This window comes from Psychroflexus tropicus DSM 15496 (assembly GCF_000378765.1).
Taxonomy (GTDB): domain Bacteria; phylum Bacteroidota; class Bacteroidia; order Flavobacteriales; family Flavobacteriaceae; genus Psychroflexus; species Psychroflexus tropicus.
This window is the reverse complement of record NZ_KB905342.1, coordinates 915,335-935,797: the sequence shown is the minus strand read 5'-3', so window position 1 is coordinate 935,797 and position 20,463 is coordinate 915,335. Positions and strand designations below refer to the sequence as shown.

The window sequence follows — 20,463 nt, the reverse complement described above, 5'->3', positions numbered from 1 at the left end:
AAGCAACCTTAAGGTTTGAATACTGCTCAGCAAGTTAGAGGGTTCAGACCTCACAGTCCCGAAGCTTTGGGACTGTGAGGTCTTTTTAATTGACTTTTTGATGAGGTCAACGCACGATCCGTAGATAAGAAATATGCCCTTCCAATTACTTCTTAATTCCCCTTAAAATATTGAACCGGCCATAATAAATCAGCATAATCCCTATAGCACTTAAAACTCCTATGAGAAACCCGTAATTGCTTTCATTATAAATCAACCCAGTCGTTGATGTAGCTAAAAAAAGAAAAATTCCAAAGATTCTTACTCTATTTAATTTCATGGTTAAATTTTCAAAATGGTTAATTTATATTAACTCTCCTTTATTTCAACTAGAATTTAGTGTTTAAAATAACTTATACCTTACCCCCGCCTGTAACAAAACACTTAAATCCTCACCTGCAATTTGCCATTTTTCGCTGGATCTAAAAGAACCTACAGGATCAGTCCAAAGTAAGCCGGGTTCCAGTTGGATTGCTAATTGATCATTAATTGTTCTGCTTAAGAGGCCAGAAAATAAAAAACTCATGAACCGACTTTCCAGAGCTGGAGTCAAGTTAGTAAGGTCTGGTCTGAAGCTTTGGTAGGTATAGCCCACTCCAAAATTATAACCGAGATTCCAGGTTTGATTATCTTTTAGGTGCTCTAACATTAACAAGGTTGTTAATGAAGACACATCACCATCAATGGGCTGATTGAAATTTTTCCAATTCTCTCCTTCTATCCCCGCATTAAGGTACTGAAACCTAAGCTTTAGCCCAAAATAAGACTCCGCTGGGGTAAATTTCAAATCTAAGTAAGAACTGAAGGGAAGCGCATAGCTGATATCTACAGCATTATCGTTGGCTTCAACCAGATATGCCGCGCCCGAACCTACTCCAAAACCAACATCAAAATGCTGGGATTTGCATTCTTGGCTTAAAAGAATAAGGAGTAAGGTTGATAGGACTACTTTTTTCATAAGGATAGGTTTAGAGTTATATATTGAACATGGAAATTTTTTCAATTGACGCTTTATCAGTAAATATACACTTTCAATTAAAGCAGTTACTCTTTTTTTAAAAAAACAAATTGTGAGAATTTTTGTGCTTTAAGCTTCAAACCATGACCTCAGCTTCAGAAGTCATCCCGCCCAACTGGAACTCTGAAGTTACCTTCAACTTCTTAAGAAATGTATCGTAAATCGAAAAAGCTAACGAAATCAAGTTCAGAATTAAAACAAAAAACCCTGAAGCATTGAAACTTCAGGGTTATTATAAATTAAATGGACTGTAGGTTAAAGCTCGAGTGCTTTTTCTACATTACCGTCCATCAGTAGCTCTTTTGGATCTTCCAGCGCTTCTTTAATCGCTACTAAGAAACCTACCGATTCTTTACCGTCAATGATTCTGTGGTCATAAGACAAGGCCACATACATGATCGGACGAATTTCCACTTTACCGTCGATGGCCACAGGGCGCTCTACGATATTATGCATACCCAAAATTCCGCTTTGTGGTGGGTTGATGATTGGTGTGGACAGCATCGAGCCAAATACTCCACCATTGGAAATGGTAAAAGTTCCTCCCGTCATTTCGTCCACAGTAATTTTTCCATCTCTAGCTCTCAAAGCCAAGCGCTTCACCTCCTGCTCAACGCCTCTAAAGCCTAGATTTTCGGCATTACGCATCACCGGCACCATTAAACCTTTTGGGCCAGACACGGCAATGCTGATATCTTTATAGTCGTAAGTGATCATTTCCTTACCGTCGATCATAGAATTGACAGCCGGGAACTTGTCCAGCGCACGGACTACTGCCAAAGTAAAGAAAGACATAAAACCTAAGCTTACTCCATGCTTCTCTTTAAACTTCTCTTTATATTCTGATCTAAGATCGAAAATAGGCTGCATGTCTACCTCATTGAAGGTCGTCAACATAGCCGTTTCGTTTTTAGCACTTACCAGACGCTCGGCTACTTTTCTACGCAGCATCGACATCTTGCTTCTGGACTCGCCACGCTTACCTTTTCCTGGGGATCCCATTGAAGGTTTAGCTTCTGCATTCATCGCATCTTCTTTGGTAATCCTACCATCTCTGCCCGTACCTTTCACGTCTTTAGCATCCACTCCTTTTTCATCCAAAGTCTTTTTGGCTGCTGGGGAAGGACTTCCTGTCGCGTAGGTTTTTTTGCTATCTGAAGAAGATTTACTTTCTTCTTTCTCTTTTGAAGACGATTGGTCTTCTTCTTTGGAAGCCTTTTGCTCCTCTTTTTTATCTTTTGAAGACTCCTCTTCTGAGGATTCTTTTGATTCTTTCTCGTCCTTTTTATCGTCAGTGCCAGATGGTTTCTCGGCGTCGGTATCAATCAAGCAAACCACCTCACCTACTTCCACAACGTCTCCTTCTTCGGCTTTTAAGGTAATGATTCCCGAGGCTTCCGCTGGAAGTTCCAGGGTAGCCTTGTCACTATCGACCTCGGCTACAGCCTGATCTTTTTCTACGTAATCGCCGTCTTTAACTAACCATTCTGCGATTTCAACTTCGCTAATTGACTCTCCCGGTGAAGGGACTTTCATTTCTAAAGCCATAATATTTATGTATTTCGTAAGTGGTTTTTATTATTTGTAATCTTGTATACAGTTATCTTTTGAAGGATCAAACACATAGTCGATCACTTCTTCGTGTCTTTTCTTAAATCTAGCCTGGCTACCTGCTGCCGGAGAACCGTAGAATCGTCTACTACACACTCTAAAGTCTTTGGCTTTGTGATACTGTAGCAGTAAGTGCGTGTAAGCTCCCATATTTCTTGGTTCTTCCTGAGCCCAGACTAAGTCGTCAACGTTTTTATATTTCTTAATGATTTTATCCAATTCTTTCTTTGGGACAGGGAACAATTGTTCTAACCTTACCAAAGCCATATCATTTCGTCCTTCTTCTTCTCTACGCTTTTTCAAATCGAAATAGAACTTACCAGAGCAAATCACCAGCGTTTTGATGTCTTTCACTTTCGCTTTAGGATCATCGATCACCGTTTGGAATGTTCCATTGGCCAGATCTTCTTTTGGAGAAATCACCTCCGGATGTCTCAATAAACTTTTAGGCGTGAAGACGATTAAAGGTTTTCTATAATTGGTCTTTAGCTGTCTTCTCAAGAGATGGAAATAATTGGCCGGACTTGTACAGTTGGCCACAAACATATTGTCTTTAGCACAAAGCTGTAAGTAACGTTCCATTCGTGCTGAGGAATGCTCAGACCCTTGACCTTCGTATCCGTGCGGTAAAAGCAGGATTAATCCATTTTGAGTTTTCCACTTATCTTCTGCTGAAGATATGTACTGGTCGATCATGATCTGAGCGCCATTACTAAAGTCTCCAAACTGCGCCTCCCAAATGGTAAGGGTGGATGGACTTGCCATAGCATAACCATAGTCAAACCCTACCACTGCATACTCTGATAAGAGTGAGTTGTAGATATAAAATTTAGCTTGTTCACCACCTAAGTGGTTATGAGGCATGTATTCTTCTTCACTGTTTTCGGTTTTAATGACCGCATGTCGGTGAGAAAATGTTCCTCGCTCCACATCTTGTCCAGAAATTCTAACGTCATGACCCTCCTTAAGTAAAGTGGCATAAGCCAGTAGTTCGCCCATGGCCCAGTCGAGTTCATTCTTTTCAAAATACATCTTGTGCCTAGTCTTCATGAGCTTATTCACTTTTCTCATGAAGTTTTTGTCCTCGGGTAAAGTTGTAATCGCTTCGGCCAGTTTAGTTAATTCTTCAAGATCGAAAGTCGTATCGACTGGCTCCAGCATTTTATGCTTGTCTGCAGGCTCAAAGCCTTCCCATTCTTCCTGAAGGATTTTAGAAACTACTGCTTTATCTTCTTTTTTAGAATCCTCGTATTCCTCGTTGAGTTTAGATTTTACTTTTTCTTCGAGCTTTTCCAGATACTCATCATCTATCAGTCCTTCTTCTTTGAGTTTATCGGCATAGATATCTCTTGGGTTCTTATGTTCTGAAATTGCCTGATACAATTTTGGCTGTGTAAATTTAGGTTCATCTCCCTCATTGTGACCATACTTTCTATAGCCTAACAAATCGATAAACACATCTCTTCCAAATTCCATTCTATACTTGAGCGCAAAATTCATAGCATGCACAACGGCTTCAGCATCATCAGCATTGACATGCAATACTGGAGCCAATGTGACTTTGGCCACATCTGTACAATAAATGGAAGACCGTCCGTCGATATAATTGGTTGTAAATCCTATTTGATTATTCACCACGATGTGAATGGTTCCTCCTGTTTTGTAACCGTCAAGCTGTGCCATTTGCACAATTTCATAAGCGATGCCTTGTCCAGCGATGGCTGCATCTCCATGAACAACGATAGGTAAAACATTTTGCTCATCGCCAAGATGATGATCGTCTTGCTTAGCTCTGGCGATCCCCTGCACTACAGAACCTACAGTTTCCAGGTGAGAAGGATTGGGCGCTATATTGAGGTTGATTTCGTTTCCAGAATCGGTTTTACGGTTAGAAGTCCAGCCTAAGTGATATTTAACATCACCATCAAAACCATCCACCTCGTAATCTTTACCTTCAAATTCATTAAAGATGTCTTTAGCACTTTTACCGAAGATATTCACCAACGTATTTAATCGGCCACGGTGAGCCATTCCCATCACAAATTCTTTTACTCCCATATCGGCAGCACCTTCAATTAATGCATCGAGTGCCGGTATTAAGGATTCGTTGCCTTCCAGAGAGAATCGCTTTTGGCCCACGTAACTTTTATGTAAGAAGCTCTCAAAAGTCACTGCCTCGTTAAGACGTCTTAAAATATTTTTCTTTTGATCTTCAGTATAATTGGTGTGATTTCGGTTATCGTAAATATGGTCTTGTATCCATTTGATCACCTCAGGATTACGAATGTAGGCATATTCTACACCAATAGAATCGCAGAAAACATCCTCGAGAAACTGAACGATTTCTCTAAGTGTTGCTTTTCCTATACCAATAATTTCTCCTGCCTCAAATTCTGTATCTAAATCTGATTCAGTTAACCCAAAATTCTCAATATGCAGTTTGGGAGAATATTTACGTCTTTCTCTTACCGGGTTGGTCTTTGTAAATAAATGACCGCGATGGCGATAACCATCGATGAGGTTGACCACCTGAAATTCTTTCTGAACGTTTTCAGGAACTTCAACTGTTTCTTTCTCTTTGGTTTCGGAGTCTTTTAACGTGACTGTTGTCGAACCCTCATCAAAACCCCCACCTTCGAAGCCAGATTCTAAACCGAAATCAAAGCCTTGAAAAAAGGCTCTCATGCTGGGTTCGGTGGCGTCTGGATTTTGTAAATATTGATTATAAAGATCTGCTAATTGCGATGGATGCATCGCATTTAAAAAGGAATATTTGTCCATATTAAGATTACATCTAGTAATGTGTAATACAAAATTACGATTTCTATCTAAAACAGGACTTTTTTGAAACAATTTTATCATTTCATTGCTAATGTCCATTTAAATCTTAAAAGCTTCACATAACAATTACCTAAAAGTCAAAATAGATTTATGGAATAATTTATTTTAGCACAAAAAAAGTTGATGCTAGATCTCGAAGCTTATAAAAGTGCTTTCCTTTCTTATATGGAAACCAGTATTCCTAAAAAAGAACCCAGAAACCTTTACGAACCTATTGAATACATTCTCAATCTTGGCGGCAAACGACTAAGGCCAGTCCTCGTATTAATGAGTGCGGATATCTTAGGAGGAGGACACCAAAAGGCGATGGACGCAGCGCTAGCGATTGAAGTCTTTCACAATTTTTCTCTGGTTCACGATGATATTATGGACGATGCCCCGTTGCGACGAGGAAAATCCACAGTTCATGAAAAATGGGACATCAATACCGGGATTCTCTCCGGTGATGCTATGCTGATCAATGCTTATCAACTCTTTGAAAATTATCCTGCAGAACATTTCAAGCCCTTAGCAAAACTATTTACAAAAACCGCTATTGAAGTCTGTGAAGGACAGCAATACGATGTGGACTTTGAAGAACGAGATGATGTCACTATCGAGGAATACCTCAAAATGATTGAATACAAAACCGCTGTTCTGGTGGGCGCTGCTCTAAAAATGGGAGCTATCGTGAGTGATGCATCTGAAGAGGTGCAGGATAAGATTTATGAATTTGGAAGATTGTTAGGAATTGCTTTTCAAATTCAGGACGATTATCTGGATACCTTTGGCGATCAGGCGTTATTTGGAAAGCAAATTGGTGGCGACATTATTGAAAATAAGAAAACCTACCTCTACCTTAAAGCGCTAGAACTAGCCGAAAAAGGAAGCTCGGATCAATTGAGACACTTGTATACGATTGCTCCAGAAGATCCAACAAATAAGATTGAAACGGCGAAACAGATTTTTAGTGAATCTGGTGCTGAACAAGCTACGTTAGATAAAATTAAATCTTATACTCAACTCGCTTTTGATCATCTGGATCAGATGGAAATTTCTGAAAAGGGAAAAGCCTATTTGAAAACATTTGGCACCAACCTGATGAATCGCAAAATGTAAATGACTGTTCCAACTCAGCTTAACGAGGTTATTAAGAATACAGAACGTCATCGAGAAGTCTGGAAACAGCTGATACTCCAACTCAATAAAGACCTGGCTCTTGTAGGCTTGACAGAAATCGAGTTGCATACCAACATCACTCCAGATGAACTCTGGGAAGGCTTGCATCCCATTTTTGAGGAGTTGATGCATCAAAAAACAGCGAATTTTATCCACCTCTTGTATAGGATTGATATTCATGAAAAAGAAATCCAGCAGCTTATGGTAGAAGATGATTTTTTGGAACATTTAATCAAACGCGTAGTCGAGAGAAGCTACCAAAAAGTGTATTGGCGGTCGGTTTACAGTTGAGTCATCTTCAGACCTATAAACTAAACTTTGTGTTCTCAGTGCCTCCGTAGTGAGTAAAAGTCACAAAACAAACAACTAGAGAACAACATCCTAAGATTTACAAATAAAATTCAGCCTTAAATACCGTTTTGGCTTTTCCTAAAATATTGACGCTCTCATTTTTCAGCTCTAACTTAAGCTGACCTTTTCGCTCTGAAATCTGCTCCGAACTTAACACCGATTTATTTAATTCCTTCGACCAATAGACCCCAAGTGCACAATGAGCGGAACCTGTTACAGGGTCTTCTAAAATACCAAGATTAGGCACAAAACACCGACAAACAATATCTCTTTTATCTGACTTAGACACCGCTGTAAAAATACTTTGTCCAAGACCAGATGCTTTCAATGTCATAGCGTCTGGCTGAAAATGAGCAAGGTCGTCTTCAGACTCCAGCACCAACATTGTCCAGTCGTTGGTCACTTCAAATGCTGCTTTAACACCTATGTTTAAAGCTTTTGAAAATTCAGCGGTCGAAATGGGGTCCAATTGATATTGAGGAAACTTCATTTGATAGCCTACTGAAGTGTAACGGATTTCCAATCTATCCTTTGGAGCCTGAAAAACGATCGGCACATCTTCAGCAACTATCCCTAACTCATATAAAATATGAGCCGCAGATAAGGTCGCATGACCACAGAGTGGGACTTCTCCACCAGGGGTGAAATACCTAATCTTGTACTGATTAGCATCTTTCAAAACAAACGCCACTTCAGACACATTCATTTCTCTCACGAGATTCAGCATTAAAGATTCTGAAGGAAATTGTTTTTCCAAGAGCATTACTCCTGCTGGATTACCCTTAAAAAGTTGATCGGTAAACGCATCGACCTGATATATAGTAGCCATAGTTTCTTTTTCAACAAACCTAATAATTTCTGCACTTATATCTAGTTCTCGACTCCGCTCGAACATAAACATAAAGCCTTATTTATTAAGATTTAAACTAAAGATCACAATGTCAGTTCGAGTGATTCCGATGAATATCGGAATCGTACCTGCCTGTCGTGCCGCTGGCAAGCAGGTCGAGAACCAATTCAACACTAAAAATTCTATTTCAAGTTCGAGCCTGCCTGTCGGCAAAGGTAGGCGGAGTCGAGAACCCAAACGAAAAGATTTCTCCATTCTTCGACATTGTCATTCTGAACGAAGTGAAGAATCTTTTGCATTTATCATTCTAATAGAATCGATAAACCACTGATGAATCTCTTCAAATTTTAAAAACTCGTACTCTAAGTGATCAACATTTTGTTATTGAATTATTAGCATCAAAAAAAACTTTAACAACTATTTTATTAGTTAAACTATTAATTTAGTTTATATTCGTTCACATAAACACGAAACATATGCGACAACTTACCAAAGCCGAAGAAGAAGTCATGCAACTCTTATGGAAGAAAGGGAAAGCTAAAGTAGCCGAACTTATCGAGGACATGACCGAGCCTAAACCCGCCTACAACACCACTTCTACTATCGTTAGGATACTGGAAGATAAAGGCTTTGTAGGTCACGAAAAAGCAGGACGGGGCTATAAATACTTTGCCCTGATCGACAAAGAAACTTACCAAAAGGCCACCATGAGAAAAATGGTCAATTCTTATTTTGAAGGCTCTTTTAAAAATATGGTTTCCTTTTTTGTCAAGGAAAAAAACATGAGCACCAAAGATTTGGAAAGCATCCTCAACGAACTCGATAAAACCAACAAGTAATGTGGTGGTATCTCTTTGATGTAATTTTATTTCAATCCTGCTTTTTGGGGCTTTACCTGCTTTTTAAAAAAGAGACCTTTTATAACCACAACCGGTTGTATTTAGTGGCTACTGCCCTACTATCGTTTGTGATTCCCCTACTCGACTTTGGTATTCTGGCCTTTAGCTTCGGCACAGAAGAAAGCACAAGTCAAGTCGCCCGGCAGTTTCAGTCTTATTTTATCATGGGTGAAGAAGTGAACTTAACCCCTTCAGCAGGCGACGTGGAACCCCAGACGTTTTCCTGGAGTTTAGGGACTTGGCTTAAGCTTATTTATCTTTTAGGTATAGGTGTTTTCGCTATCAAATTCAGCATAGGCTATTGGAAACTGAAACAGTTGACCCAAAACGCCCGCTTCGATTGTATGATCGACCAGGTGAAATGTTACCGATTAAGCAACTCTGAAAATGCGTTTACCTTTTGGCGATCTGTATTTATTGGCGACCAGATCTCGGAAGAGCAGCGTAAGAAAATCATGACCCATGAGCTAGAACATGCTAAAGCCTTTCACGGACTAGACCTTATGATGGTCGAACTATTTCGACTAATCTTTTGGATAAGTCCAGCGCACCATTGGCTCAAAAAAGAACTGATGTTGGTACACGAACTCCAGGCCGACCAGGTGGCTGCAAAGAACCTCAACAAACGCGATTATGCCCAAAGCTTGCTGAACCAGGCCTTTGGCACTGAGAATTTGAACTTCTCACATTCATTTTTTAACCATTCACAATTAAAACAACGACTTATGATGTTACAAAAGAAAAACTCCCGTCCACACCACTTGTTCAAATATCTGCTGATTTTGCCATTGCTCGGCTTGATGCTGACGTATACAGCTTGCAAAGAAGATACGCAAGAGGATATTCTTGAGCTTAGCGAAAAAGCTGAAATAGAAAAATACAAGGCTGAGTTTCGAGAAGAATTTGACCAAGCCGTAGCTCAATATGGTATGTTTTCAAAAGATATGCCAGACAAATTCAGAATAACGAATTATAATGATATTGATTCGGAAAAAGAATTTTACAGGCAAAATGTAATTATGACCTATTTGGCTGAACAGCTAGTAGAGAAATCGAAAAATGATCCGCAGTTGATGAGTAAAAATCAAGAGTTATTGGAAAAAATAAGAAATAGTACTTACGAGGATTATCTGAAGCGAATTGAAAACAAAATCACTACAATAACAGAAACTAAAGTGACTTATGATGATTCAGGAGATGTACCTTTTGCAGTCATTGAACAAGTTCCTTTGTTTCCTGGATGTGAAGGATTAGCCTCTAATAAGGAGGGTAAGGAGTGTATGAGCAAGAAAATCAGCCAGTTTGTCAATGAGAATTTTGATGTTAATCTGGCAAAAGATTTAGGACTTAAGGGCACTAACAGAGTTTATGTTCAATTCAAAATCGATAAAAATGGAGATGTAGTAAATGTACAGGCCAGAGCACCTCATCCTGACCTAAAGGAGGAAGGTGAGCGTGTGATTAGCCAACTCCCACAGATGCAACCAGGGAAACAAGATGGTGAACAAGTAGGGGTACTTTATTCTTTACCAATTACGTTTCATATCAATGAGTAGCCAAAATAAGATAAATATTATTTTTTTACTTGTGTGCTTCCTCGGGAATGCACAAGTCAATTATAGTCAAGATTTGGACAGCCTCTATGCCGTAGGAAATTACGCTAAGATTTTAGAGCATTTCGAAGCAAAACCAGCAACTGACTTTAAGCATATAATTTTGGAGGCAAAAATACTTCAAGCTAAAGGCTACAGAGAAAAGGCGATCCTAAAATATGGCTTAGCACTTTCAGATCGAACAGATGCGCCACTGCCTCAATTTGCTTACGCCAAATTGCTCAAATCCAATAATTACATTCAGAAGGCCGATAGTGTTTTGACCTTGCTCCACAACAACTATCCGGGAAATCCAGAATTCGCTTTTCAACTGGGCTTAGCTAAAGCCAAACAAAAAAATGCTTCCGAAGAACTTTACTTTGAAAAAGCATTGGAGCAAGATCCTTCTCATCAAAAGGCAGCCTACGAGCTGGCCAAGTTTTATTATAAAATCAAAAGTTATGAAAAAGCTGAAACGACTAGCTTAAAGGCGTTAGTCTATAGTTCTAAAAATAAAAAAATCATTGGACTGCTGGGGCAGATTTACTATGCCCAACGAAAATTTAAGCTTGCTCTTGATCAATTTGAACACCTCGAAGAGCTTTCCAGCCCTCCAAAGTTTGTTTTGGAGAAAATGGCCATTGCTTATAAAGCTAACAAGCAGCTCGATAAATCGGTAACTAAATATCAACAGATACTGAGGATCGAGCCCAAAAGTTATAAGTACCATCTGCAATTAGCACAGGTCTATGCTCACCAAAACAAGTTTGAAGACTCAGAATATCATGCTCGCATGGCCATAGCCTACAAGGATACCAGTTTGGGGAATGAACGCTTTACAAAAGCCATTGCCTTAAAAGAATTGGGCAAGCTGAAGGAAGCCATCACTGAATTTAAATTGGTCATTGATGAAGCCCCTGGCTATGAACGCGCTTATGTGGAGTTGGCTTTGACTGCCGATCGACTCTATAAAGACACCGATAAAAAGTTATCGTTTTACGATCGGTATGAACAGCGATTTAAAGACTCCAAATACGCTGAATATAAAGATTTGATGTACCGAAGAATAACGGATCTCAAACGAGAGCAGCATTTTCAGTCTGGAAACTAATAAATTTTGAAACTATTTTTAATGTCAAATTTATCCTCATTTGACCTAAGGCCAGCTCAACGAGTTGGCTTTTTTAATCTTCAAAGTTAAATAAAAGTAAAACTTTGGAAACTTTCGTTGTATTAATAGTTTCCATATCTACTTTTGCCGACTCAATGAGAGATGATATTTTACATAAAGCAGGCGATTTATTTTTGGAATTTGGTTTCAAAAGCGTCACTATGGACCATTTGGCTCAGGAACTTGGGGTCTCCAAGAAAACTATATACGAGTATTTTAAAAATAAATCAGATTTGGTAGAACAGGTTGCTTATTTTATTCGTGATCGCATTCACGCAGAAATTGATTTGGTTCAACAGAAAACACTAGACCCAATCGAGGAAATGATCGAAATCAAAAAAGTGGTGATGAAACGGCTCAAAAATGAAAAAACCTCGCCTCAATTTCAGTTCCAAAAATACTATCCAAAAATCTACGCCAAAATGCGGGAGTCTCAGGTTTGTAAAATGGAAGATTGTATCGGTAAAAACATTGAACGCGGCGTAAAAGAAAATTATTATAGAAAAGACCTTCACAAGGTATTTACCTGTAGAATTTACATTGCAGGCATGCTTAACCTTAAAGACGAAGAACTTTTTAAAGACAGCCATCTTTCTCCAAAAGAACTTTATGAAGAATTTTTAAAGTATCACTTGCGAAGCATTGTCGATACCAAAGGATATAAACGCTTACTAGAACTAGAAAAACAATTGCAGGAATGAAAAGACTAATTTTAGGCCTAATTTTACTCTGTGCTTTTAGCAGCTTTGCTCAAGAGTCTAAACCCCGGCTAAAGCAATATAAATTTACACTACAAGAAGCTATAGATTTTGCTATCGATAGCAGCTATGCGACCATCAACGCCAGGCGGGATGTGGCAATAGCTCTTAAACAAAAGTGGGAAACCACTGCTGATGGTTTACCACAACTCGATGGAACGGTAAGCTATGATTATAATGCTATTATTCCTCTAACTCCTGTGCCTGGGGGAGAGTTGTTTGGTGGAGAACCAGGAGAGTTTGTTGCAATTCAATTCTCCCCAAGACAAACCATGAATGCGTCTGCGACTGTAAATCAGTTGATATTTGACGGTTCTTACATCGTGGCTTTACAAGCCGCTAAAACCTTTCTGGAATATTCAGACAATGAAGAAACACGGACTAAACTCGAGGTTAGAAAAGATGTGGTGAGTGCCTACGGGAATGTATTACTCACTCAGAATTCAATTGGTATCATAAAGAACAATCTTGAAGCCGCTGAAAAAAACCTCTATGAAACTCGCAAAATTTACGAAAATGGTCTGGCTGAAGAAGAAGATGTAGAGCAATTACAAATCACTTATCAACAGTTGCAAAGTCAGTTAAATAATGCCAGACGCATGAGAGACATCTCGAAGGAAAGTTTAAATATGGTTCTAGGTTTACCTATCCATACCGAAGTGATTTTACTCGAAGACCTGGAAAATCTAGCTAACCGTGATGCCTTGGAAGTAGAATTTATGACGGAGGAATTACAGGTAGAAAATACCATAGACTTTAAAATTGCAGATAATCTGGTGAAACAGCGTGAATTAGAAATGAAGCTGGAAAAAAGTAAAGCTTTGCCAACGCTTTCAGCATTTGCAAATTATGGTCAGAACAGTTTCGGAGAAGATTTTGAATTCTTTTCCTCCAGAGCGGATTGGTTCGAATTTTCAACTATCGGCGTAAGACTTAACGTTCCTATTTTTAGCTCCGGCCAGCGAAGTGCCAGAACGCAAAAGGCTAAAATTGAAATGGAGAAAGCCGAAACTCAAAAAACTCAGGCCATCAACCAGATCAAACTTCAGCTCAATAATGCTAAAAGTGATTTTGAATTTGCTGTTGATAATTATGAATTGTCCAAAAAGAATCTCGAGTTAGCAGAACGCATTGAAAATAAAAATCAGATCAAATTTAAAGAAGGCGTAGGCACCAGCTTCGAGCTGCGTCAAGCTCAGCAACAACTGTATTCTGCACAAAACGAATTGTTACAATCTATGCTGGATATTATTAATTCTAAAGCAGAAATCGAAAAAATCATCAACACACCATTTACAAATTTTGAAAAGTAAGCCCATGAAACACTTAACCTATATCACCGTTTTAGCTGGATTTCTCCTTATTTCTTGTGGAGAACAACAAAAATCTGTAGAAGAGCTTGTAGAGAGTGGTACTCAGGCAGAATTAAAACAAAAGCGTGAAGCACTTAACAAAGAAATGCGTGCTCTTAAAAGCGACCTAAATACTTTGGATAACAAATTGGCTGAATTTGAAAAAGATTACGATTATGTGCTTGTTGAAGCTATGGAATTGCAGCCAAAAAACTTTAAACACTACATCAAAGTGCAAGGGGAAGCGACTACCGATGAAAATATCTTGATCTATCCAGAGTTCTCAGGAAATCTTGAAAGCATCTATGTGAAAGAAGGTGAAAACGTTAGAAAGGGTCAGAAATTAGCTAAGATTGACGATGGGGGCTTATCCAGTCAATTAGCAGAAATGGAAGCTCAAAAAGAGCTGGCTAAAACCCGTTTTGAACGTCAGAAGCGCTTATGGGATCAAAATATCGGGTCAGAAATTCAGTACTTAGAAGCTGAAACAGCATACGAACAAATCAATAATTCTGTTCAACAGATGAAAAGTCAGCTCAGGAAATCTGTGATTTACGCCTCATTTGACGGTAAAATAGATGAAGTGATCACCGACCAGGGGCAGGTAGTGTCTCCAGGACAGACACCGATCTTTAGACTGTTGAATCTTAATCAAATGTATGTGACGGCCAATGTGCCAGAAAATTATGTAGGTTCTATTGAGGTTGGAACAGAAGCGATTGTCAATTTCAGTTCCATCAATAAAGAGTTTAAGAGTGAAGTCACCAGAGTGTCCAGTAATATTACTGCAAGCAACAGAAACTTCAGAGTAAGAGTGGCCATACCGGACAGTATTTCCTTTGTAAAACCAAATCTAATCGCTACAGTTCAGCTTAATGACTATACCTCTGAGGCTGCGGTAGTGATTCCCGAAAACATTTTGAGAGAAGATGCTGATGGTGAATCATTCACTTTTGCCCTCAAAATGGAAAACGATAGTATAGGTTCTGCCGATTTAAGAGAGTTAAAACTTGGAAAGCACTATCAGGGAGAAGTTGAAGTCCTGAACGGCTTAAAGCAAGAAGATATAGTAGTGACCGAAGGCGCAAGAACCGTAAAAAATGGAGAAAACGTCAAGGTTTTGAATTTTATAAACAACTAGTTGAATGGCTAAGAAAAACACATATAAAGAATTCGGAATTTCATCCTGGGCCATCGATAATAAAATGACGGTTTATGTCATTATTGCCATCATTTTGATTGGTGGGATCATGTCTTACTACAACATGCCTCGAGAAGACTTTCCTGAAATCGTAGAAACTAAAATATACGTGAGTTCCATAGAACCTGGAACCTCGGTAGAGGATATTGAGAAGTTTATCACCGAACCTCTGGAAGAAGAATTTAAGGATGTGAAAGGCGTGAGGGAAATCACTTCCTCAACTATGCAGGATTACTCTATGGTGATTGTGGAATTTGAGGAGGATGTAGAAGTTCAAGATGCTAAGCAATTGATCAAAGACAAAGTGGACCAGGTAAAATCTGAAACCACCTGGCCTACGCTAGACAACGGTGCAAAAGTAGAGCCTAATGTATTTGACCTCAATCTGTCTGAAGAAATTCCTATTCTGAATATTAGTTTTACGGGGAACTTCAACAAACAGCAGCTGAAGGATTATGCAGAACATTTACAGGATAAAATAGAATTATTACCTCAAATCAAGGAAGCACAGGTCCGTGGAATTGACGATAAAGAAGTAGAGGTCGCTGTAGATATTTATAAAATGGCCGCCATGGAGGTGAGCTTTACAGATATACTTACAGCTATTCGCAATGAAAACAAAACCATTTCTGGCGGAAACATCATTTCTAATGGTATCGAAAAAAATATTCGTGTTCTTGGTGAAATTGAAAATCCAGAACAGCTCAATGATATTGTGATTAAAGATGATGGTGGAGAGATATACCTCAGAGATGTTGCCGAGGTAAACTTTCACACCAAAGATCCTACCACTTTTGCCAGGGATTATGGCGAACAAGTAGTCATGCTAGACGTAAAAAAACGCTCTGGTAAAAACATGATTGAGGCGATCGAAGAGATCAAAAAAATTGTAAATGCTGAGGTAGAGTCTTATTATCCCGAAGCTCTAAATATAAGTTTATCTAATGATCAGTCTATAAAAACTGAAAATCAGGTGAACGACTTAGTTAACAATATCATTTTCGGGGTCTTGCTGGTGATTATCGTATTGATGTTTTTCCTAGGCTTTAGAAATGCACTTTTTGTAGGGGTGGCCATTCCTATGTCGATGTTACTGTCCTTGATAATTCTTTCTGCCTTTGGATTCACGCTAAACACCATGGTTCTTTTTGGACTAGTCATGGGATTGGGAATGCTGGTAGACAATGGAATAGTTGTAGTAGAAAACGTCTATTCTCTCATGGATCAGGGGATGAGCCGTACAGAAGCCGCAAAGCAAGGTATTGGAGAAATCGCCTGGCCCATTATCGCTTCTACAGCTACAACCCTAGCTGCCTTCTTCCCGCTTGGACTTTGGCCAGGAACCATAGGTAAGTTCATGATCTATTTTCCAATCACGCTTTCTGTCGTTTTAGGTTCGTCTTTATTTGTGGCTTTGGTGATCAATGCTATGCTTACGTCAGACTTCATGAAAGTGGAGGAGAAAAAATTGAAAAATAAGCAGGTGATCCGATGGAGTTTGATTTTATTCATCATCGGCGGTATTTTCTTGGCAATAGGTTTCATCGCAGACCTAGGAGCATTTAGAGGGCTCGGAAATTTAGCTATCCTCTCCTCTATCTTATTGTGGGTGTATAAATTATTTTTAATTAAAGCCATCTATTATTTCCAGTTTATCCTGTTGAAAAAACTGGAAAACTTTTACGAAAAGACCTTGAAGTTTGCCCTGTACAAGAAGAAGGCTTATCTGTTCTTTTTTGGTACGATTGGAATCTTGATTTTATCTTTTGTATTGATTGGAATTGTACAGCCCAAGGTTCTGTTTTTTCCAGAAAACCAGCCCAATCAAATCATGGCTTATATCGAATATCCCGAGGGGACCAGTATTCACAAAACCAATGCGTTGACTAAGGAAGTAGAGCAGCGTATTTTTGATGTCATTAGTAAATATGAAGATGAAGATGGATACAACTTTATGGTAGAGTCGGCTATCTCCCAAGTTGGTAAAGGTTCTGGAAACCCCAATAACAATACAGGGCAGGTCAATGAAATGCCACATCGTGGTAAAGTCACACTATCTATGCGCGAATTCCGATTGAGGAGGGGCGTAAAGAGTAGTACGGTCCTAAATGAAGTGAGGGATGCTGTTCAAGGATTCCCTGGAGTCTCCATCATTGTAGAAAAGGATGCTGCAGGACCACCAGCGGGCTATCCTATTAACATAGAACTCACAGGAGACAACTACGAATTGATGCTTGAAGAAGCCAAGCGTATGAGTGAATTTATTAATGAAACAGGCATCGAGGGTATTGAAGAACTAAAAATTGATATCAACAAGTCCAAACCAGAGCTAGATGTCATTGTAGATAAAGCTAAAGCAGGTAAGCTTGGGATTTCATCAGCACAGGTGGGGCAGGTGATCAGAAGGTCAGTCTTTGGAGAAGAGGCTTCTACTTTTAAAGATGACGAGGATGATTACCAAATCAACGTCAGATTTAATGAAGAATTACGATATGATGAAAATGCGATTTTCAATCAGCCTATTACTTTCAGAAATAATCGAGGAGAAATTATTCAAACGCCGATTTCGAGTTTGATTAAAACCAAGCCTGCCTCAACCTTTTCATCGATTAAACGTAAAGACTTAAAACGAGTGATCACCTTATATTCTAATGTTTTAGGTGGCTATAATGGGAATGAAATTGTAACGCAGCTGGAGAAAGAATTAACCTATTTTGACCTCGAAGAAGGCATAGACTATAAGTTTACGGGTGAACAAGAGGAACAAGAGGATAACTTAAACTTTCTGCTTAAGGCCCTGCTATTGGCTGTAGGAGGAATCTTATTAATTTTAGTAGCTCAATTTAACTCTATCTCCAAACCTATTATCATTTTAACAGCGGTTATATTAAGCTTGGGTGGAGTGTTCTTCGGTCTTGGTATTTTCCAGATGGATTTTATCATCATTATGACAATGATGGGTATTATCTCTTTGGCGGGTATTGTAGTTAATAATGCGATTGTTCTGGTGGATTATACCCAAATCTTAATCGATCGAAGAAAAGAAAAATTAGACATAGATGATGACCTCATGCTGAATAGACAACAATACTTTGAAGAAATTGTGGCTGGAGGAAAATCCAGGTTAAGACCTGTATTACTAACGGCTATCACAACAGTACTGGGACTTATCCCGCTTGCCGTGGGCTTAAACATTGACTTCTTCGGACTGTTCATCGATTATGCTCCAGAAGTCTATGTAGGAGGAGATAATGTGATCTTTTGGGGGCCTTTGGCATGGACCGTGATCTTCGGACTCATCTTTGCTACTTTTCTAACCTTGGTTGTAGTTCCGGTGATGTTCTATCTGGTAGTGAGAGCAAAATTAAGATTTAAAAAACAACCGGAAGCTGCAACTACCTCTAAATAAAAGATTTGCAGGTTTATATATTTTAAATTAATTTTATTTAAAATCAGAACAGATGACCAAGTTTGGTGAACTAATCGATGAACAAAAACCCATTTTACTGAATTTTTTTGCTGAATGGAGTGAAGAATGTCAACAGATTCATGACCAGTTAAGGGATGTAAGCGCAGCCGTAGGAGATAAGGCAAAGCTCATCAAAATCGATGCAGAAAAAAATGCAGAACTGGTAGAAGCATTGAAGGTCAAAAAGCTTCCAACCTACATGATGTATAGTGCTGGTGAGATGATCTGGAGGCAAAGCGGTAAGATGGACGCTAACGATTTGATCGTAAAATTGGAGGAGAACTTTTAAGCTTAAAAAGAAACATAAATTAATTTGATTTAGCTTTGCCAAAATCAAAAATGCACTTATATTTGCAACCGCAAAACGCGCAAGTTCTTAAATACATTGGAGAGGTGGCAGAGTGGTAATGCAGCAGATTGCTAATCTGTCGACGGTCAAACGTCGCCAGGGTTCGAGTCCCTGTCTCTCCGCTGAAATAGTTAGATGTAGCGAGACCCATCTAATCATAAAAAATAATCATACACTAATCGGGGTGTAGCGTAGCCCGGTCATCGCGCCTGCTTTGGGAGCAGGAGGTCGCAGGTTCGAATCCTGCCACCCCGACGAACCGTACTTGATACGGATACAAAAACACTGTTAATCTATTGATTTTCAGTGTTTTTTGTTTTTATAGCATTATTTGATATGCTTTGATATCACCCTGTCTGGTGAATGATTCGGTGAATAGTTTTTACACCTCATTTTACTATCTTAGAAGGATCATTAGATTGATTTTACTTTCGTCTTTAACACTTATTGTTTAACTTAAAGACACTTGCTATGCCTGATTTTACGACATTCTCGGTGCTTTTCTTCACCAGAAAACTCGACAGTAACAAAGAAGAACTTTCTATTTATGCACGAATTACGGTCAATGGTAAACGCGCTGAAATGAGCTTAAAAAGAAAAACTTCAGTGAATGAATGGGATAGTTCTAAAGGCCGACTTAGAGGAAACACTCCCAGGATAAAAACTCTAAATAGCTATTTGGATCAAGTGTATTCCAAATTACTAGACACTCAAAAGAAAATACTGGATAAGGATAATTTAATCACTGCTGATAAAGTTAAGGCCTGTTACCAAGGATTAGATCAAGAGCATAAGACCCTTGCGGATATTGTAGAATACCATAATAAAACTATGAAAAGTGTTCTAAAGTGGGGTACACTTAAGAATTACCACACCACTGCGAAATATTTAAAAGAGTTCCTTAAGGAAAAAAAGAAAACCAGTGATATCTACCTGAAACAAATCAACTATAAATTTATCACCGAATTTGAGATGTTCGTGAGGAGCTACAATGCTAAAAAGGAAAGGAAAACCTGTGGTAATAATGGTACAATGAAGCACCTCGAACGCTTAAAGAAAATGATTAATCTCGCTATCAAATTAGAATGGTTAGAAAAAAATCCGTTTCAGAATTATAAAATGAGGTTTGAAAAGAATGAACGACAGTTTTTGTCGGAACGTGAATTGAAACTGCTGGAGGAAACCTACTTTAAAAGTGAATCTTTGGAACGGGTAAAAGATATATTTTTATTTGCCTGTTATACTGGACTTAGTTACGGAGATCTTAAAGAACTCACTAAGGATCATATCGTAAAAGGAATGGATGGAAAAAACTGGATATCTACTAAACGTGAAAAAACAAATGAATCTGTAAAGGCTCCCCTACTCCACAAAGCTGATCGTATCTTGAAGAAGTACATGGAGAAAATGTATGAGCTTGAAAATAAACGTTTATTCCCAGTGCTTTCTAACCAAAAGATGAATAAGTACATCAAAGAGGTTATGAAGGCCTCAAAGGTCAGGAAACATATTACTTTTCATTCTGCAAGGCATACGTTTGCCACAACAGTTACTTTATCTAACGGAGTACCTATTGAAACGGTTTCTAAACTCTTAGGGCATACTAAATTATCTACAACTCAGATTTATGCAAAGGTTCTGGAAAATAAAATCAGTGATGATATGTCTAGTTTAGAAAACATAATGGCCAAAAAAGATGAAATGGAATTATCAAACAAGAAAACTAAGCATAGCTCCTGAAGAGACCTGATAGTCATATCAAGTTAAGTTAAGCCCATTCCCTTGTATTCCGCTAAGGCTACAT

The 20,463-nt window shown here is 38.7% G+C and carries 15 protein-coding genes and 2 tRNA genes; 13 read left to right on the top strand and 4 right to left on the bottom strand.

All coding sequences use genetic code 11. From position 1 onward, the window contains the following. Positions 1-382: 382 nt before the first annotated feature. The 3 genes from F598_RS0104255 to F598_RS0104245 form a co-directional block, all read right to left on the bottom strand. On the bottom strand, positions 383-997 hold the full coding sequence (locus F598_RS0104255; protein ID WP_019037785.1) for a hypothetical protein: 615 nt from the start codon (positions 995-997) through the stop codon (positions 383-385). Between the two features lie 315 nt (positions 998-1,312). Continuing rightward, a complete protein-coding gene (gene odhB, locus F598_RS0104250; protein ID WP_019037784.1) occupies positions 1,313-2,605 on the bottom strand; it encodes a 2-oxoglutarate dehydrogenase complex dihydrolipoyllysine-residue succinyltransferase in 1,293 nt (430 codons plus the stop codon). Between the two features lie 30 nt (positions 2,606-2,635). Beyond that, on the bottom strand, positions 2,636-5,449 hold the full coding sequence (locus F598_RS0104245; RefSeq protein ID WP_026302511.1) for a 2-oxoglutarate dehydrogenase E1 component: 2,814 nt from the start codon (positions 5,447-5,449) through the stop codon (positions 2,636-2,638). A 183-nt stretch (positions 5,450-5,632) separates the two neighbouring features. Between F598_RS0104245 and F598_RS0104240 the strand changes: the two genes are divergently transcribed. Next, entirely contained in the window at positions 5,633-6,607 is a 975-nt protein-coding gene (locus F598_RS0104240; RefSeq protein WP_019037782.1) for a polyprenyl synthetase family protein, read from the top strand. Then, positions 6,608-6,958: a hypothetical protein gene (locus tag F598_RS0104235; protein WP_019037781.1), complete on the top strand. Its 351-nt coding sequence runs from the start codon at positions 6,608-6,610 to the stop codon at positions 6,956-6,958. It abuts the gene before it with no gap. Between the two features lie 97 nt (positions 6,959-7,055). Here F598_RS0104235 and F598_RS0104230 read toward each other — a convergent pair whose 3' ends face one another. Beyond that, positions 7,056-7,847, bottom strand: coding sequence for a PhzF family phenazine biosynthesis protein (locus tag F598_RS0104230; RefSeq protein ID WP_026302510.1), 792 nt, complete (start codon positions 7,845-7,847; stop codon positions 7,056-7,058). 497 nt (positions 7,848-8,344) lie between these two features. Between F598_RS0104230 and F598_RS0104225 the strand changes: the two genes are divergently transcribed. The 11 genes from F598_RS0104225 to F598_RS0104175 all read left to right on the top strand — a co-directional run bounded on the left by F598_RS0104225 (position 8,345) and on the right by F598_RS0104175 (position 20,399). Continuing rightward, positions 8,345-8,707: a BlaI/MecI/CopY family transcriptional regulator gene (locus F598_RS0104225; protein ID WP_019037779.1), complete on the top strand. Its 363-nt coding sequence runs from the start codon at positions 8,345-8,347 to the stop codon at positions 8,705-8,707. Continuing rightward, complete coding sequence (locus F598_RS0104220) at positions 8,707-10,323, top strand: M56 family metallopeptidase (protein WP_026302509.1); 1,617 nt, start codon at positions 8,707-8,709, stop codon at positions 10,321-10,323. Before F598_RS0104225 ends, F598_RS0104220 begins: the two co-directional genes overlap by 1 nt. After that, positions 10,316-11,470 (top strand): tetratricopeptide repeat protein, encoded by a 1,155-nt coding sequence (locus F598_RS0104215; RefSeq protein WP_019037777.1) that lies wholly within the window; start codon positions 10,316-10,318, stop codon positions 11,468-11,470. Before F598_RS0104220 ends, F598_RS0104215 begins: the two co-directional genes overlap by 8 nt. Positions 11,471-11,574: 104 nt before the next feature. Further along, entirely contained in the window at positions 11,575-12,231 is a 657-nt protein-coding gene (locus F598_RS0104210) for a TetR/AcrR family transcriptional regulator (protein WP_245539748.1), read from the top strand. Beyond that, on the top strand, positions 12,228-13,601 hold the full coding sequence (locus F598_RS0104205) for a TolC family protein (RefSeq protein ID WP_019037775.1): 1,374 nt from the start codon (positions 12,228-12,230) through the stop codon (positions 13,599-13,601). Before F598_RS0104210 ends, F598_RS0104205 begins: the two co-directional genes overlap by 4 nt. 4 nt (positions 13,602-13,605) lie before the next feature. Then, entirely contained in the window at positions 13,606-14,781 is a 1,176-nt protein-coding gene (locus F598_RS0104200) for an efflux RND transporter periplasmic adaptor subunit (protein WP_019037774.1), read from the top strand. A gap of 4 nt (positions 14,782-14,785) precedes the next feature. After that, a complete protein-coding gene (locus F598_RS0104195; protein WP_019037773.1) occupies positions 14,786-18,250 on the top strand; it encodes an efflux RND transporter permease subunit in 3,465 nt (1,154 codons plus the stop codon). Positions 18,251-18,302: 52 nt separating this feature from the next. Next, positions 18,303-18,599, top strand: coding sequence for a thioredoxin family protein (locus F598_RS0104190; protein ID WP_019037772.1), 297 nt, complete (start codon positions 18,303-18,305; stop codon positions 18,597-18,599). Positions 18,600-18,697: 98 nt separating this feature from the next. Next, positions 18,698-18,781 (top strand) — tRNA-Ser (locus F598_RS0104185). Positions 18,782-18,839: 58 nt separating this feature from the next. Then, a tRNA-Pro gene (locus F598_RS0104180) sits at positions 18,840-18,914 on the top strand. Positions 18,915-19,130: 216 nt separating this feature from the next. Then, positions 19,131-20,399, top strand: coding sequence for a site-specific integrase (locus F598_RS0104175; protein WP_019037771.1), 1,269 nt, complete (start codon positions 19,131-19,133; stop codon positions 20,397-20,399). Positions 20,400-20,463: the final 64 nt, after the last annotated feature.

What these genes read in the sequence shown, in the direction of transcription:
- F598_RS0104255 (WP_019037785.1), bottom strand. Translation starts at nt 997, where the DNA reads ATGAAAAAAGTAGTCCTATCAACCTTACTCCTTATTCTTTTAAGCCAA.
- odhB (WP_019037784.1), bottom strand. Translation starts at nt 2,605, where the DNA reads ATGGCTTTAGAAATGAAAGTCCCTTCACCGGGAGAGTCAATTAGCGAA.
- F598_RS0104245 (WP_026302511.1), bottom strand. Translation starts at nt 5,449, where the DNA reads ATGGACAAATATTCCTTTTTAAATGCGATGCATCCATCGCAATTAGCA.
- F598_RS0104240 (WP_019037782.1), top strand. Translation starts at nt 5,633, where the DNA reads ATGCTAGATCTCGAAGCTTATAAAAGTGCTTTCCTTTCTTATATGGAA.
- F598_RS0104235 (WP_019037781.1), top strand. Translation starts at nt 6,608, where the DNA reads ATGACTGTTCCAACTCAGCTTAACGAGGTTATTAAGAATACAGAACGT.
- F598_RS0104230 (WP_026302510.1), bottom strand. Translation starts at nt 7,847, where the DNA reads ATGGCTACTATATATCAGGTCGATGCGTTTACCGATCAACTTTTTAAG.
- F598_RS0104225 (WP_019037779.1), top strand. Translation starts at nt 8,345, where the DNA reads ATGCGACAACTTACCAAAGCCGAAGAAGAAGTCATGCAACTCTTATGG.
- F598_RS0104220 (WP_026302509.1), top strand. Translation starts at nt 8,707, where the DNA reads ATGTGGTGGTATCTCTTTGATGTAATTTTATTTCAATCCTGCTTTTTG.
- F598_RS0104215 (WP_019037777.1), top strand. Translation starts at nt 10,316, where the DNA reads ATGAGTAGCCAAAATAAGATAAATATTATTTTTTTACTTGTGTGCTTC.
- F598_RS0104205 (WP_019037775.1), top strand. Translation starts at nt 12,228, where the DNA reads ATGAAAAGACTAATTTTAGGCCTAATTTTACTCTGTGCTTTTAGCAGC.
- F598_RS0104200 (WP_019037774.1), top strand. Translation starts at nt 13,606, where the DNA reads ATGAAACACTTAACCTATATCACCGTTTTAGCTGGATTTCTCCTTATT.
- F598_RS0104195 (WP_019037773.1), top strand. Translation starts at nt 14,786, where the DNA reads ATGGCTAAGAAAAACACATATAAAGAATTCGGAATTTCATCCTGGGCC.
- F598_RS0104190 (WP_019037772.1), top strand. Translation starts at nt 18,303, where the DNA reads ATGACCAAGTTTGGTGAACTAATCGATGAACAAAAACCCATTTTACTG.
- F598_RS0104175 (WP_019037771.1), top strand. Translation starts at nt 19,131, where the DNA reads ATGCCTGATTTTACGACATTCTCGGTGCTTTTCTTCACCAGAAAACTC.